The organism is Actinokineospora sp. UV203 (assembly GCF_056323665.1).
Window position 1 is genome coordinate 475,713 of sequence record NZ_CM150484.1, and the last position, 14,838, is coordinate 490,550.

11 protein-coding genes are annotated in these 14,838 nt (G+C 71.4%); 8 read left to right on the forward strand and 3 right to left on the reverse strand.

Translation table 11 applies throughout. The annotated features are described in order from the left end of the window. Nucleotides 1–228: 228 nt before the first annotated feature. Nucleotides 229–1,341: a DUF418 domain-containing protein gene (locus tag ACUZ2Y_RS02250; protein ID WP_476326406.1), complete on the reverse strand. Its 1,113-nt coding sequence runs from the start codon at nt 1,339–1,341 to the stop codon at nt 229–231. Nucleotides 1,342–1,479: 138 nt separating this feature from the next. Then, entirely contained in the window at nt 1,480–3,708 is a 2,229-nt protein-coding gene (locus ACUZ2Y_RS02255) for a terpene synthase family protein (protein WP_476331522.1), read from the reverse strand. A gap of 416 nt (nt 3,709–4,124) precedes the next feature. Here ACUZ2Y_RS02255 and ACUZ2Y_RS02260 point away from each other — a divergent pair, with 416 nt between their 5' ends. The 8 genes from ACUZ2Y_RS02260 to ACUZ2Y_RS02295 all read left to right on the forward strand — a co-directional run bounded on the left by ACUZ2Y_RS02260 (nt 4,125) and on the right by ACUZ2Y_RS02295 (nt 14,216). Further along, complete coding sequence (locus tag ACUZ2Y_RS02260) at nt 4,125–5,225, forward strand: trypsin-like serine protease (RefSeq protein WP_476326408.1); 1,101 nt, start codon at nt 4,125–4,127, stop codon at nt 5,223–5,225. Between the two features lie 290 nt (nt 5,226–5,515). Further along, the gene (locus ACUZ2Y_RS02265) at nt 5,516–6,022 is read left to right on the forward strand and encodes a SigE family RNA polymerase sigma factor (RefSeq protein ID WP_476326410.1); all 507 of its coding nucleotides are present in this window, start codon (nt 5,516–5,518) and stop codon (nt 6,020–6,022) included. Beyond that, nucleotides 6,019–7,014 (forward strand): LCP family protein, encoded by a 996-nt coding sequence (locus ACUZ2Y_RS02270; protein ID WP_476326412.1) that lies wholly within the window; start codon nt 6,019–6,021, stop codon nt 7,012–7,014. The genes ACUZ2Y_RS02265 and ACUZ2Y_RS02270 overlap by 4 nt, the downstream gene beginning before the upstream one ends. Nucleotides 7,015–7,090: 76 nt before the next feature. Beyond that, the gene (locus ACUZ2Y_RS02275) at nt 7,091–8,362 is read left to right on the forward strand and encodes an SWIM zinc finger family protein (RefSeq protein ID WP_476326414.1); all 1,272 of its coding nucleotides are present in this window, start codon (nt 7,091–7,093) and stop codon (nt 8,360–8,362) included. Next, complete coding sequence (locus ACUZ2Y_RS02280; RefSeq protein WP_476326416.1) at nt 8,359–9,777, forward strand: DUF5691 domain-containing protein; 1,419 nt, start codon at nt 8,359–8,361, stop codon at nt 9,775–9,777. Before ACUZ2Y_RS02275 ends, ACUZ2Y_RS02280 begins: the two co-directional genes overlap by 4 nt. 34 nt (nt 9,778–9,811) lie before the next feature. Beyond that, entirely contained in the window at nt 9,812–10,897 is a 1,086-nt protein-coding gene (locus ACUZ2Y_RS02285) for an ATP-binding protein (protein WP_476326418.1), read from the forward strand. Next, nucleotides 10,894–13,080 (forward strand): DUF5682 family protein, encoded by a 2,187-nt coding sequence (locus tag ACUZ2Y_RS02290; RefSeq protein ID WP_476326420.1) that lies wholly within the window; start codon nt 10,894–10,896, stop codon nt 13,078–13,080. Before ACUZ2Y_RS02285 ends, ACUZ2Y_RS02290 begins: the two co-directional genes overlap by 4 nt. Beyond that, complete coding sequence (locus tag ACUZ2Y_RS02295) at nt 13,077–14,216, forward strand: VWA domain-containing protein (protein ID WP_476326422.1); 1,140 nt, start codon at nt 13,077–13,079, stop codon at nt 14,214–14,216. Before ACUZ2Y_RS02290 ends, ACUZ2Y_RS02295 begins: the two co-directional genes overlap by 4 nt. Here ACUZ2Y_RS02295 and ACUZ2Y_RS02300 read toward each other — a convergent pair. Beyond that, nucleotides 14,208–14,795, reverse strand: coding sequence for a sigma-70 family RNA polymerase sigma factor (locus ACUZ2Y_RS02300; protein WP_476326424.1), 588 nt, complete (start codon nt 14,793–14,795; stop codon nt 14,208–14,210). The two genes, ACUZ2Y_RS02295 and ACUZ2Y_RS02300, sit on opposite strands and share 9 nt — an antisense overlap. Between the last annotated feature and the right edge of the window lie 43 nt (nt 14,796–14,838).

The following is a 14,838-nucleotide window of genomic DNA, read 5'->3' on the forward strand; positions in this document are numbered from 1 at the left end:
GTCAGGCGGGAATCCAGCCGATGGACGCTATGCGCGCTCCAAGCGTTCGACAAGCAATTCCCTCATATGGGGGAGTCGCTGCCCGAACGGGTGGCGTTTCGCCCGACCTGTCCGAATACGTCCGAAGTTGCTCCGGATAGTCATCCGGGAGCCGGGGTGTTACCTCTACCTTCGATTCAGGTGTGCCCCATGTCGGCGTCGCGTGGTTGATCCGGACCAAGCGGCGGGTCAGCGCAGGGCGGGCAGGCGCTGGGGAGCGCGGTACGCCCACTGCCACAGCGCCTCCAGCGGCCCGCGCTCGTGGCGGCGCAGCCACCATGACGCCCCGGCCATCAGCAGGACCGAGATCGCTGACCACAGCGCGGCGGTCACCGCGGGTCCGTGGCCGTTGAGGCCGAAACCCCAGTCGTAGCACAGGATCGACGCGATCACGTTCTGCCCGACGTAGCAGGTCAGGGCGGCCCGCCCGACGGAGGTGAGACCGCGCCGCAGCACGCCCGCCTCGGCGCGCATCCGGTTGACCACCATGGTGATCAGGCCGAGCAGTCCGAACGCGACGATCGGCGCGCACAGGTACCGGTCCACCAGGAACCACTCGGCCCCGGCGAAACTGGTGATCGCGTTGAGCGGGATGCCAAGCCCGAGCCCCCAGGCCGTCAGCCCGCGCTGGATCCGCCCGCCGCGCTCGGAGTCCTCCAACGCGCCCGCCCGAAGCAGGCGGACGCCCGCGAGGAACAGGACGGTGCTGAGCGGGATGGCGAAGAGCGCCTCGACGCGGTAGAGACCGGCGTAGTCGAGCCGGGTCTGGACCTGGGCGAGCCAACCCGACGTGTCGGCGGGCGGCCCACCCGACGGACCACCGGTTTTGCTCGCGAGCAAGGCCCAGGTGAGCAGGCCGACGATCGTGACCAGCAGGACGGCCTGCCCGATCATCCACCCGCGGATCACCCGCTCGCTTCGGCCGACCAGGTAGGCGACCAGGACGGACACGAGCGCGTAGAACATCAGGACGTCGAACTCGAAGATCAGCACATAGTGGATGAGCCCTTCGAACAGCAGCAGCGCCGAGCGCCACAGGTACCAGCCGGGCCACCGCTCACCCCGGCGCAGCGCCGAGGCATGCTGCATCGCCAGGCCGATGCCGAACATGATGGACAGCAGCGCCAGGAACTTCCCGTTGCTCAGGAACCTGAGGAACGTCTCGGCGAACCCCGACCCGCCGCCGCTGAGGAACCCGGCGGCGCCGCCGGGTGTGGTGAAGATCCAGATGTTCGTGCCCAGCGTGCCCAGGATCGCCACTCCGCGCAGCACATCCAGGGCCGCGACGCGTCCCCCGACCATGAGTCCCCCTCCGTTGTCGCACAACGGAGTCGACGCGAGCCGGCGACGCCGACCCGGGCGTCAGCCTTTCGACGGATGCCCGGGTCGGCCCTTCGGCTGACCAGGTCCTGTCCCGCAAGTCCACGACCAGGACGTGTCCTAGCCCGTGGGCAGCGGGACCTTCGCGCCCCGGCCCGGGACGATCCGGCTGCTCGCGGTGCCCAGACCGGTCGGCCCCAGATGCCGGGCGACCGCGGGGGGATGACCCAAAGCTGTCTGGTCCAAGTAGGCCTCCTTGTACCGGTCGACGTGCACGTGCCAGTTCAGGATTCCGGCCATCCAGTGCTTGAGTTCCTCGGCGTACCCGGTCAGGGTGGCGCGCACGGTCGCGTCGAGGCCGAAGTCGTCGAACAGGGTCGGGAGGTCGATGTCGACGACGCGCTCGAACTGGCGCATCCGCGAGGTCATCAGGTCGACCACCACGGCGGCAGCGTGCTTGAGGTCGCAGTCGAAGAAGTTCTGCACCACGAGCACGCCATTGTGGATCTCGCCCTCGAACTGGATCTCCTTCTGGTAGGAGTACAGGTCGTTGACCAGGCACGCCCAGTCGGCGGCGGCGCTCTCCATCGCCCGGATCGGCCGCGAGTGGTAGATCTCCGGCGGCACCGTCCGGCCGTGCGACAGCCTGCACAGGCTCATCGTCAGGTCCGACCCGAAGGTCTGGCGCCGCATCTCAAGGTAGTCGACCGGGTCCGGGATCCGGTTCTGCGCCTGGTTGTCGAGCTCCCACAGCCAGCTTCGCGTCATGTCGACCACGGTGGCCTTGAACGTGCGCCGCGCCTCGACGCTCATCGGTCCCGCCGTGCGCGCCCACAGGTCGGCGAGCCCGTGCTCCAGCCCGTTGACCGGGACCGGCGCGGGTTCGCCGTCGACCGGCATCAGGGCGTGCAGGCGGTCGTTGCCGGCCCGGGCCCCCGCCTGGTCGAGGGTGCGACCGAACACGAGCGGGTAGTAGTCGTCGGCGTAGGTGCCCCAGGCCAGCCAGGCGCTGGTGATGTCGAGCTCGGCGGGGGTGGCGTCCGGGTGGATGCCCGCCGCGCACAGCGGCAGGTCGGCGGCGCGCAGGGTGTGCTCGTGCCACACGACCGAGTCGAGCATCCCCATCCGCTCGCACCAGCCGACGAGGTTCTCCCGCGCGGCGGACAGGTGTGGGCTCAGCGTGTTGGCGTACGGGATGTACAGCTCCGGCACCGGCAGCGGGCCGACCCGTTCGAACGGCGCGTGGGTGAACGAGCGCAGCCGCTGCCCGGCGGTGTTCGCCAGGGAGGTGACGATCCGCGCCGCCGACGTGCCCAGCCCCTTCGGGCCGCCGAGCGCCGGTTCCGCGGCGCCGCCGCCGTTCATGTACCGGCTCGACCGCAGGTGCCACTCGTGGCCGCCGGACTGCCAGTCCTGCAAGCCCTTGACGTAGGCGAACACTCCGGCGCGCTGAACCGGGTCGAGGCCGTGCTGGTCGAACAGCGGCGGCAGCTCGGTGAACGTCGTGTGCTCGAACTGGTGCAGCCGCGAGGTCAGCAGGTCGTTGACCGCCTCGGCGGCCTCCTGGGTGGTGCAGCCGAGGAACTTCTCGAACACCAGCACGCCGTTGCTGAGCTCGCCCTCGTCGAGGACCTCGCGCTCGTAGGAGAACAGGTCGTTGCGCAGGTGCACCGCGTCGGAGAACGTGTCGCGCAGGACGTGCATGGGCCGCGACGCGGCGATGGCGGCGGGCACCTCGGCGCCGACGGCGTGCTCGACCAGGTTCGCCGACCAGGGGGCGCCACCGACCTTGCGGCGCATCTCGATGTACTCCACCGGGTTCGACACCCGGCCCGCGCTGATGTTCGCCAGCTCCCACAGCGACTCGTCGAGCAGGTTCTTGGTGCTCTCGGCGAACCGCTCGCGCCAGTCGGTGGACATCGCGGGGACCGTGCGCGCCCACAGGTCCGCGAGCCCGGCCTCGACCGGGTTGGTCGGCGTCTCGGTGATCTCGCCGCGCACCGGCATGAACAGCCGCAGCCGGTCGAGATAGGCCCGTGCACCCGCGATGTCGCGGGACCGCTTGTACAGCTCCAGGAAGTGGTCGTCGAAGTAGAACACCCACACGTACCACTCGGTGATCAGGTCCAGCTCGGGACCGGACGCGTCCGGATGCGTGTAGGCGCACAGCAGGGCGTAGTCGTGGGAGTCGAGGTCGGCTTCGCTCCAGATCGGGGTGCCCGCCTGGGGCACGTCGATCATGTCCATCGCGTACGCCCAGGCCTTGCTGTTGCGCCGGGCCTGGTCCACGTTCGGGTTCAGCCGCGGGGGGTGGACCAGATAGAACTCGGGCAGCTCGAAGGGCTGCATGGGGTGGTACCTGCCGTTTCGGGGAGTGGGGCGACGGTCGGCGTTGATCTCGACCTTGTCCACGAAACCAAAGCGGCCGGGCCTCGCCAAGGCCTCGAACCCGCAACCACACGATCGAGCGCTTCTGGCCGGTTTCCGCACGCGGGCATCACCAGTTCACAGATGGGTTTCCGGCGAGAATCGTGAATCCCGTTCGACTACTTGCGGTGGTGGACGCATCGCTTGTGCCACAACACATCCGGCAAGAACGCGAAGCCGCTGAGGGAAAGTCGATCACACAGCGCGACTGGGGCATCAATTCGGCGAATACCCATCTCTGATGATGCGCGGCCCTCAGCCGGGGCCATCGTGCGTGACAAGCGGGGTCGCCTGCCTGGTCCCGCCCACCCTGCAGCGTGATCCGAGAGGGCAAACACATGAAGCACCGTTGGCTGGGCCGCGTCGCGGCCGCCGCGCTGGCACTGGGAGTGGCGGTGACCGTCGGCGAGGCCGCGCTGGCCGCGCCGCCGTCGGACGACCCACCCCAGGAGATCCAGATCATCGGCGGCGGCAACGCCACCGAGACCTATTCGTTCCACGCCGGGATGAGCAACGGCTGCGGCGGCAGCCTGGTCGCCCCGCAGTGGATCGTCACCGCCACCCACTGCGGCAACGCGTCGTCGGCCCGCATCGGCTCGGTCTACCGCTCCTCCGGCGGCGAGGTCCGCAGCATCGACCGCCGGGTGGACAAGACCGGCACCGACCTGACCCTGATGCACCTGTCGCAGCCCTCCACCATGACGCCGGTCAAGATGGCGGCGTCCAACCCGGCGCCGGGCACGCCCGCCCGGCTCATCGGCTTCGGCTGCACCAGCTGGCCGAGCTGCAGCAACCCCTCCTACCTGCAGGAGATCGACCTGACGGTGCTGGAGTCGAGCCGCTGCTACGCGGGCGGCGGCAAGTCGACCGATGTCTGCATCTCCGGCGACCGTACCCATTCGGCCTGCCACGGCGACTCCGGCGGCCCGGCCCTGGTCGGCTCGCGCGGCAACTGGACCCTGGTCGGCGAGACCAAGGGCCCGGGCGACAACAACGGCGAGTGCGCGACCACGACGCTCTACACCGGCATCGCGGCCAACCTCACCTGGATCAACCAGCAGACCGGCGGGACCACCGAGCCCCCGCCCACCGGGAGCAAGTTCGAGAACACCAACAACGTCAACATCCCGGACGCGGGCGCCGCGATCACCAGCGACGTCACCGTGACCGGCCAGGCGGGCAACGCCCCGTCGACGCTGAAGGTCAACGTCGACATCAAGCACACCTGGCGCGGTGACGTGGTCATCGACCTGGTGGCCCCGGACGGCTCGGCGTATCAGCTCAAAAGCGCCAGCTCCAACGACTCCGCCGACAACGTGATCACCACCTACACGGTGAACGCGTCGACCGAGGTCGCCAACGGCACGTGGAAGCTCAAGGTCCAGGACGTGGCCCGCTACGACACCGGATACATCGATGCGTGGAGCCTGCAGTTCTAGGTTCCTGACGAGCAGGTGGCCCATCTCCGCGCCCGGGATGGGCCACCGCTTTTCACTCGATCGGGTGGTGTGGGAACTTTGTCCGCGCCCGACCGACTAGTGGGACGTCGCCCCGCCGACGATGCGGTGGTACGGCAATACGGTTATACGGTAATACGACGTCGTTCACACCGGATCGGTCGCCAGTGTCGGCCTACTGATCCGGTGTCACGAGTTTCTTTCCCGGAGCACTCAACAAAACGCGGCCGTCACCGCGTTGATGGGGTGTCGACCAGGGAAAGGAGCGATGAGTGCCGGACAGTTTCGACGCGTTCGTGGCCGAACGGATAGACCGGCTGCTGCGCTACGCCACGGCGTTGACCTGCGACCCGCATCTGGCGCAGGACGTCGTGCAGGAAGTCTTGCTCCGCGCGCAGTCGCGATGGGGGCGCATCGGGAGGCTCGACGCGCCCGACCGCTACGTCAAGCGGATGGTCACCAACGAGTACCTCTCGTGGCGGCGCAAGCGGGCCGCGCGCGAGGTCACCTCGGCGCACTCGACGCTGGAGGCGATCGGGCCGTCCGGGGGAGACCCGGCCGTGCGCCACGCCGAGCGTGAGGCCATGCGGATCCGGATCGCCACCCTGCCCCGCAAACAGCGGGCCGCGATCGTCCTGCGCTACTACGAGGACAGCACCGACGCCGAGATCGCCGAGGTCCTCGGCTGCTCCGCGGGAACCGTCCGCAGCCACATCTCGCGCGCGCTGGGCACCCTGCGCGCCGCCGCCGACCTGACCGTGACGGAGGTCCACTCATGACGTACGACAAGACCGAGTCCCTGATCCGCGAAGCCGTCACGGAACAGGCGGGCCGTGCCGTGGACGGCGCGAACGTCCTCCGCGCGCTGCGGCGTGAGCGGCCGAGGCGGTCGATGGCGCTCGTGTTCGCGGCCGTCGCGGTGGTGGTCGCGGCGGTGTCCGCGGTGGTCATCCCGCAGATGGTGCGCCGCGACCAGGCGCCGCCCGCCGCTCCCGGCGTCGTCGAGGACCGCACGGTCCTGGTGCTCGGCCGGGACGGGTGGAGCCATGCGGACACGATCATGCTGACTCGGCTGGCCGGGGAGCGGGCGACAGCGATCTCCGTGCCGCGCGACACCCTGGTCGACATCCCCGGGTTCGGCCAGGGGAGGGTGAACTCGGCGTTCATCCGGGGGCGGGACGCCGCCTTGTCGGCGGGAGCGAGCCAGGGCGAGGCGGACAAGGCGGGCGCCGAGCTGACGATGACCGCTGTCAGCGCACTCACCGGCATGGAGATCGACGACTATCTGGTGATCGACATGGCCGCGATCGGCCGGGCGGCGGACGCGGTGGGCGGCGTCGAGGTGTGTGTGCGGTCGGCGACCCGTGACCCGTTCGCCCAGGCCGATTTCCGGGAGGGCAGGCAGACACTGACCGGTTCGACCGCGCTGGCGTTCGTGCGGCAGCGGCACAGCCTGCCCAACGGGGACCTGGACCGGATCAAGCGCCAGCAGGTGTTCCTCTCCGGGCTGATCGGCCGCGTCACTCCGGCCAACGCGGCCGAGGTGCTGGCCGCTGTCCGCGATCATGTGGTCACCGACGCGGATCTGCTCGGGCTCGCCGAAAGCCTGGCCCAGACGCGCGGCGGGGTCCGTGTCGCGTTGATTCCGGTAGGGGAGGTGGTGAACTCGACGAAGGGCTACGGGATCGAGGTCTCGCCGGAGGCGGTGCGGCCGTTCGTCCAGGCGGCCATGGTCGGGGTGACGCCGACCGCACCGGACTGCGTGGACTGACCTGGCACCTTCGGTGTCGGTGTCAGCCGGCATGCTCGGGTCGACGGGGCAGGTGCGGAAAGAGACGAGGGCGCGGGTGCGATGGACCGCTGAGCAGGTGCTCGATCTCGCGCCCGACGCCGCCTCCGCGAAGGCCGGTCGGAGCCAGGCGAGTCCGGTGAAGTGGCCGTCGCTGGGGTCCTCGGCGCAGGCGGTGTGGGGAGCCTGCCAGGGGAGCGGGAAGGCGCCGTACCAAGTCGGCGTCGACCTGGCTGAGCCCGCGTTCAAGTGCTCATGTCCGAGCCGGAAGTTCCCATGCAAACACGCGCTGGGATTGCTGTTGCTGTGGGCCGACGGCGCGGTCCCGGAGTCCGATGAGCCGGAGTGGGTCGACACCTGGCTGGCCCGGCCCAAGCGGGCCGAGCCGTCCGGCGAGCGCGATGAGGAAGCGGCCGCGCGGCGCGCGGAGAAGCGTGCCTCGCGGGTCGCGGGCGGTGCCGCGGAGCTGATCGGCTGGCTGGGGGACCAGGTGACGACCGGGTTGGCGGTGCTCGACCAGAGCCCCGACGTGCTCTACGCCGTGGCCGCCCGCATGGTCGACGCCCAGGCCCCCGGCCTCGCGTCGGGACTGCGGCGGGCCGCGATGCTCCCCGGGCGCGGGCGGGACTGGCCGTCCCGGCTGCTCGAAGACCTCGCGCTGCTGCGGACTCTGGCGGTGGCGTACACCCGGATCGACGACCTGCCCGCGCCGCTCGCGGCGACCGTGCGCACCCGGCTCGGCTTCACCGTGGACACCGCCGACGTCCTGGCCTCCGGCGACCGGGTCCGCGACGAATGGCTGGTCGCGGGCCATGTCGACCAGGAGAACGACCAGTTGGTGTCGCGGCGGACGTGGCTGCGGGGTTCGGCGAGCGGGCGGTGGGCGCTGGTGCTGTCGTTCGCCGGTCCGGGACGGATTCTCGACACCTCGCTGGTGTCGGGCACCCTCGCCCCGGCCACGTTGGCGTTCTATCCGGGCGCGCTCCCGCTGCGCGCGCTGGTGGCCGACCGCGACGATGCTGTGCCCGCCCCGGTCCCCGCAGGCGGGACCGTGGACGCCGCGCTGGCCGCGTTCGCCGCCGGGCTGGCGCTCGACCCGTGGCTCGACCGGCTGCCGGTGGTGCTGCGCGACGTCTCGCCGGTGTCGCTGGGCAAGGAGTGGGGACTGTCCTCTGTGGATGGATCGGCGCTGCCGCTGGGGTCCGGGGTCGACCCGTGGGCGTTGCTGGCGGTCTCGGGTGGGCGAGCGCTGACGGTGGCGGCGGAGCTGTCGGTGAGCGGGTTGCGTCCACTGTCCTGTTGGGACGGGGAGCGGGCGGTGCGGCTGTGACCGGGTGGGATGAGCTGGTGGCCGCCGCCCTGTTGGGCACGCGGCGGCGGGTGGTGCACACGGAAGGGTTGCCGGAGCCCGTGCGGGCCTTGGTGCCCGACGACGAAGAGCCCGCGGCCCGGTTGTTGACGGCCGCCGCGCTCATGGCCGGCTACCGTCGGGCGGGTCGGGTACCGGAGAGTGGTGGACGGCCACCGGCGGAGGCGGCGCAGGACAGCCGACCGGTCATCCCCGCCGTGGCGAGGCGACGGCTCGACCGGATGCTCACCGGGGACCACACCGACCTGCTCGGCGACTGGCTGGACCTGGTGCGCCGCACCGACATGCGGCTGCCGCCCGAGCGACTGCCGGTCTTGGCCGAGCTGGCCCGGACCCGGCACGCCCTGCGCTCGCCGTTCGCCGAGGTCGCTGCGGGGCGCGGCGGCTGGCTGGGTGCGCTCAATCCCGAGTGGAGCTACCTGGCCGACCACCGTTGCGACGTCGCCGACGTGTGGCGCTACGGCGACACCGACCAACGGGTCCGCTGGCTGCGCGCGACGTTCGCCGCCGATCCGGCCGCCGCGCGCGAAGCGCTGGCACGCGACTGGGCAGCCGAGCCCGCCGCGAATCGGGTGCGATTCCTGCGCGCCGTCCGGGACCTGATCGGTGACGACTTCCTCGAAGCAGCCTTGAACGACCGCGCCCAGGACGTCCGGGCGCTCGCCGCCGACATCCTGTCCGGTAGGCCCGCGTCGGCGTTCGCCGCCCGGATGGCCGAGCGCCTGCGGGCCCTGGTGACGGTGACCGAGTCGACGATCACCGTCCGTCTCCCGGCCGCCCGAGACGACGGCATGGCGCGCGACGGCGTCCCCGCCGCACCCACGCGGGGTGGACAGCGCACGGCCTGGCTGCGGCACATCGTGGCCGCCGCCCCACTCGCGGTGTGGGACCGGAGCCCGGCCGATCTGCTGTCGATGCCGGTCCAGGGCTGCGATCCAGGCATCCTGCTTGAGGCGTGGGCCGCCGCCGCCACCCGTCAGCGCGATGTCGTTTGGGCGCGAGCGCTGCTCACCACCGACGACCTCACCACGCCGGAGACCGCCGCGCTGGTGGGCGTGCTGCCCGCCGCCGAGCGGGCCCGGACGGTGGCCGAGCTCGGTGGCGCCCGCAAGTCGGCCGACCTCGCCGAACTTGTCGTGGCGCTGCCCGCCCCCTGGCCCGTCGACCTGGGAAACGCCCTCCTGGATTGGTTGGCGGGCCACACCGACCATCGGGCCGTCGCCAGGGCGGCAGGGGTGATCGCCCGTACGGTCCCAGCCGCGTGCCTGCGCCACCGGGTCGCCGTCGAGCCGCTGCCCCCGGACGCGCCCGCCTGGCGTCGACACCTGTCCGAGACGCTGGTGTTCCGCCGCGAGATGGCGGAGGAATTGCGATGAACACCCTGATCTGCCGCTGTGAGAGGGATGACCGATGACCGAGACCGTGCTGCGCCCGCACGCCGAGCAGGCCCACGCCGCCGAGTTGGCCGCGCTGGCCGAGCACGACGACCGGCAGCGGCCGCCGTCGTGGCGGCTCTCGCCGTGGGCGGTGCTGAACTACCTCCTGGGCACGACCCTGCCCGACGGCACCGAGATCACCCCCAAGTACATCGGCCCGCGCCGGCTCATCGAGGTCGCGATCGCCACCCTCGCCACCGACCGCGCGCTCCTGCTGCTGGGCGTGCCGGGAACGGCGAAGACCTGGGTGTCCGAACACCTCGCCGCGGCCATCAGCGGCGACTCGACGCTGCTGGTCCAAGGCACGGCGGGCACCGCGGAGGAAGCCATCCGCTACGGCTGGAACTACGCGCGGCTCATCGCCGAGGGGCCCAGCGAGCAGGCGCTGGTGCCCAGCCCGGTGCTGCGCGCGATGCGGGAGGGCAGGCTCGCCCGGGTCGAGGAGCTGACCCGCATCCCCGCCGACGTGCAGGACAGCCTCATCACCATCCTGTCCGAGAAGACCCTGCCGATCCCGGAGCTGGAATCCGAGGCGCAGGCCCGGCCGGGCTTCAACGTCATCGCCACCGCCAACAACCGCGACAAAGGCGTCAACGAGCTGTCCAGCGCGCTGCGCAGGCGGTTCAACACCGTCGTCCTCCCGCTGCCGGACACCGCCGAGGCCGAGGTCGAGATCGTCACCCGCCGGGTCAGCGACCTCGGTGCCTCGCTCGCGCTGCCCGCCGACAGCGCCGGTCTCGCCGAGATCCGCCGCGTGGTCACCGTGTTCCGTGAGCTGCGCGCCGGGCGCACCGAGGACGGACGGATCGCGGTGAAATCCCCGTCGGGCACCCTGTCCACCGCGGAAGCCATCAGCGTGCTCACCGGCGGTGTCGCGCTCGCCGCGCACTTCGGCGACGGGGTGCTGCGCCCGCACGATGTCGCGGCCGGAATCCTTGGCGCGGTGGTGAAAGACCCGTCCGCCGACCGGGTCGTGTGGATGGAGTACCTGGAGACGGTCGTGCGCGAACGCGACGGCTGGTCGGACTTCTACCGGGCGTGCCGGGAGCTGAACGGATGACCGAAGCGGTCACCCTTCTCGGCATCCGCCACCACGGCCCCGGTTCCGCCCGGGCCGTGGTGCGCGCGCTCGCCGACCTGGCGCCGGACCTCGTGCTCATCGAAGGCCCGCCGGAGGCCGACGCCCTGGTGTCGTGGGCCGCCGAGGACACGATGGTGCCGCCGGTCGCGCTGCTGGCCTACGCCACCGACGACGCGGCGCGCGCCGCGTTCTGGCCGTTCGCCGTGTTCAGCCCCGAATGGCAGGCGATCCGATACGCGGTCGAGGCGGGCGTCCCGGTGCGCTTCTGCGACCTGCCCGCCGCCCACCAGTTCGCCGCCGACCCCACCAGACGGCGTGGCCGCACGGAGGACCCGCTCGGCACGCTGGCCCAACTGGCGGGCTACGACGACGCCGAGCGCTGGTGGGACGAGATGATCGAGCACGGCGGGCACGGTGGGCCCGGTGAGTCGCCGTTCGAGGTGATCGCCGAGGCGATGGGCGCGCTGCGGGACGAGCACCAGGACACCGACGAGCGCGAGCGGCAGCGCGAGGCGTACATGCGCCAGGTCATCCGGAAGTCGCAAAAGGACGGTCACGAACGGATCGCCGTCGTCTGCGGCGCCTGGCACGTTCCGGCGCTGCGGCAGCCATTCCCGCCCGCCGCACATGACCAGAGGGTCCTCAAAGGACTTCCGAAGCGCAAGGTCGCGTGCACCTGGGTGCCGTGGACCCACAGCAGGCTCGCCACCACCAGCGGCTACGGCGCGGGCATCACCTCGCCCGGCTGGTACCACCACCTGTTCACCGCGACCGACCACATCACCGCCCGCTGGCTGACCGACGTGGCCCGGGTGCTGCGCACCGAAGACCTGCCGGTGTCGAGCGCCCACGTCATTGAGGCGGTCCGGCTGGCCGACACCCTCGCCGCGCTGCGCGGTCGGGCCGTCGCCGGACTCTCCGAGGTCACCGAGGCCACCCGCGCGGTCCTCTGCGGCGGTGACGAAATCCAATTGGACTTGGTGACCAGGCGGCTGGTCGTGGGGGAGCGGCTGGGGGAGGTGCCCGACGGCACACCGCAGGCGCCGGTAGCGGCCGACCTCACCGCCCAGGCCCGCAGGCTGCGGCTCAAGCGCGACCCGCAGGAGCGTGAACTCGACCTGGACCTGCGCGACACCAACGGCGCCGAGCGCTCCAAGCTGCTGCACCGGCTGCGGGTCCTCGGCATCGACTGGGGCGTCCCGGCGATCTCCGCCCGCCGCTCCAAAGGCACGTTCCGCGAGACCTGGTCGCTGGCCTGGGAACCCGCATTCGAGGTCGACCTCGTCGCGGCCGGGGTGCACGGCACGTCGGTGGTCGCCGCCGCCACCTCGGTGGTGCGATCCCGGACCACGGCCGAGTCCTCGCTGCCGGACATCACCAGGGCGATCGAGGACTGCCTGCTCGCCGACCTCGCCGACGCCCTGCCCGAAGCGCTCGCCGCCCTCGACACCCGGGCCGCCGCCGACGCGGACGCCGCCGCGCTCATGGGCGCGCTCCCGCCACTGGCCCGGGCCGCGCGCTACGGCGACGTCCGGGGCACCGACACGGCCGCGCTGACCGCGGTCAGCGAACGCATCCTGACCAGGGTCTGCGCGGGCCTGCCGCGCGCCGCGCACGGCCTCGACGACCAAGCCGCCGAGGAGCTGTGCGCACTGGTCGACGGCGTGCACGAGGCCACCGGGCTGCTCGGCGAGACCGCGACCGGGCAGTGGCTCGACGCGCTCGCGGCCGTCGCCGCCCGAGACTCCGCGCCGCCCCTGCTGGCGGGCCGGGTCACCCGGCTGCTGCACGACGCCGACCGCGTGGCCACCGACGAGGTCGCGCTGCGCCTGGGCCGGGAACTGACCGCCGGTGTCGCGCCCGCCGCGGCCGCCGCCTACATCGAGGGCTTCTTCGCGGGCGGCGCCCTGCTGCTGATCCACGACGACACCCTCCTCGACGTCCTCGACCGCTGGCTCGCGGGCATCGCCTGCGACCAGTTCGCCCAGGTCCTTCCCTTGCTGCGGCGCACTTTCGGCGCGTTCGCCGGCCCGGAGCGGCGCACGATCGGCGAACGCGCCGCCCGGCGCGGCTCGGGTGTGCCGGTGGTCGTGGCGGAGATCGACGAGACGCGGGCGGCCGCCGCCGTTCCGGTGCTCGCGACACTGCTGGGGGTGCGATGAACGACGAACGCCTGCGGCGCTGGCGGCTGGTCCTCGGCGGCGACGAGGACGGCACCGGAGTCGGCCTCGACGCCGAAGACTCCAAAATGGACGGTGTGCTGGCCGCCCTGTACCAGCCCGAACCGGAATCGGGAGCGCCGCGCTCGGCCGGGCTGGGCGCGTCCGCGCCGCGGGTCGCCCGGTGGCTGGGCGATATCCGCGCCTACTTCCCGAGTTCCATCGTGCAGGTCATGCAACGCGACGCCGTCGACCGGCTGGGCCTCAAGCGGCTGCTGCTCGAACCTGAGCTGCTCTCGGCGGTCGAGCCGGACGTCCACCTGGTGGGGACGCTGCTGTCGCTCAACTCGGTGATGCCGGAACGAACCAAGGAGACCGCGCGCGACGTCGTGCGCAAGGTGGTGGACGACCTGGAAAGCCGTCTGGGTGAACCCACCCGCGCCGCGGTGCGCGGGGCGCTTGACCGGGCGTCGCGCAGTGCGCGCCCTCGGCACGCGGATATCGACTGGGGCAAGACCGTCCGCGCCAACCTGCGCAACTACTCGCCTGAGCTGCGCACGGTCGTGCCGGAGCGGCTGGTGGGGTATGGGCGGCGCGACAAGAGTGTTCAGCGGGACGTGATCCTGGCGATCGATCAGTCGGGGTCGATGGCTGAATCCGTTGTGTACGCGAGTCTTTTCGGCGCTGTGCTGGCATCGATGCGCGCCCTGCGCACTCGGTTGATCGCGTTCGACACGGCGGTGGTGGATCTGTCGGATCTGCTTGAGGATCCGGTGGATGTTCTGTTTGGGACGCAGCTTGGTGGCGGCACCGACATCAACCGGGCGCTTGCCTACAGCCAGGGCCTGATCACCAAGCCCGAGGACACCTTGATGGTGTTGGTGAGCGACCTGTACGAGGGCGGCAACCGCGACGAGATGCTGACCCGGGCCCGGATGATCGTCGAGTCCGGCGTGCAGATGGTGGCCCTGCTGGCCCTGGCCGACTCGGGTGCGCCGTCGTACGACCACGACAACGCGGCCGCCTTCGCCGCGCTGGGTGTGCCTGCTTTCGCCTGCACCCCGGACCGCTTCGGCGACCTGCTCTCCGCCGCGCTGCGCAGGGAGGACCTCAGCCGCTGGGATTCGGACTCAGCCTGAGGACATCCGGCGGGTTCCGTCCGCGCGCAGCAAATCCTCACGGGCGCGGGCGATGCGTGACCGCACTGTCCCTACCGGACAGCCGCAGATCTCCGCCACCTCGCTATAGGACAGGCCCAGCACCTGGGTGAGCAACAGCGCCTCCCGTCGGTCTTCCGACAGGTCCGCCAACAGCAGGTTCATCTCCACGATGTCCTCGAACCCCGCCACTCCCGCACGCGTCGACGCATGCCGGATTTCCGCTGAGGTGGCCCAGTCGTCGATTGCCGCTACACGAGGGCGGGTCACTGCCGAGCGCACGTTGTCCACCGCGACGCGGCGGGCTATGGAGAAGAGCCAGGTGCGGGCGGTCGACCTGCCCGCGAAGCGGGGGAGGCTCGGGAGGGCGCGCAGGTAGGTTTCCTGCGTCAGGTCGTCGGCCAGGTCGATATGGGTTCGGTGGGCGAGGAATCTCCAGACGTCGCGCTGGGTGGCGCGGACGAATCTCTCCAGGGCACGCCGGTCACCCGCGCCCGCGGCGAGTGCGCACACCGTCAGTTCGTCGTGGCCGTCGCTCTGGTCGCCCTCTGGTGCTCCCACGCCGCGCAGCGTAGCGGAGGAAGTCGGGGGAACTTCCAGGGCC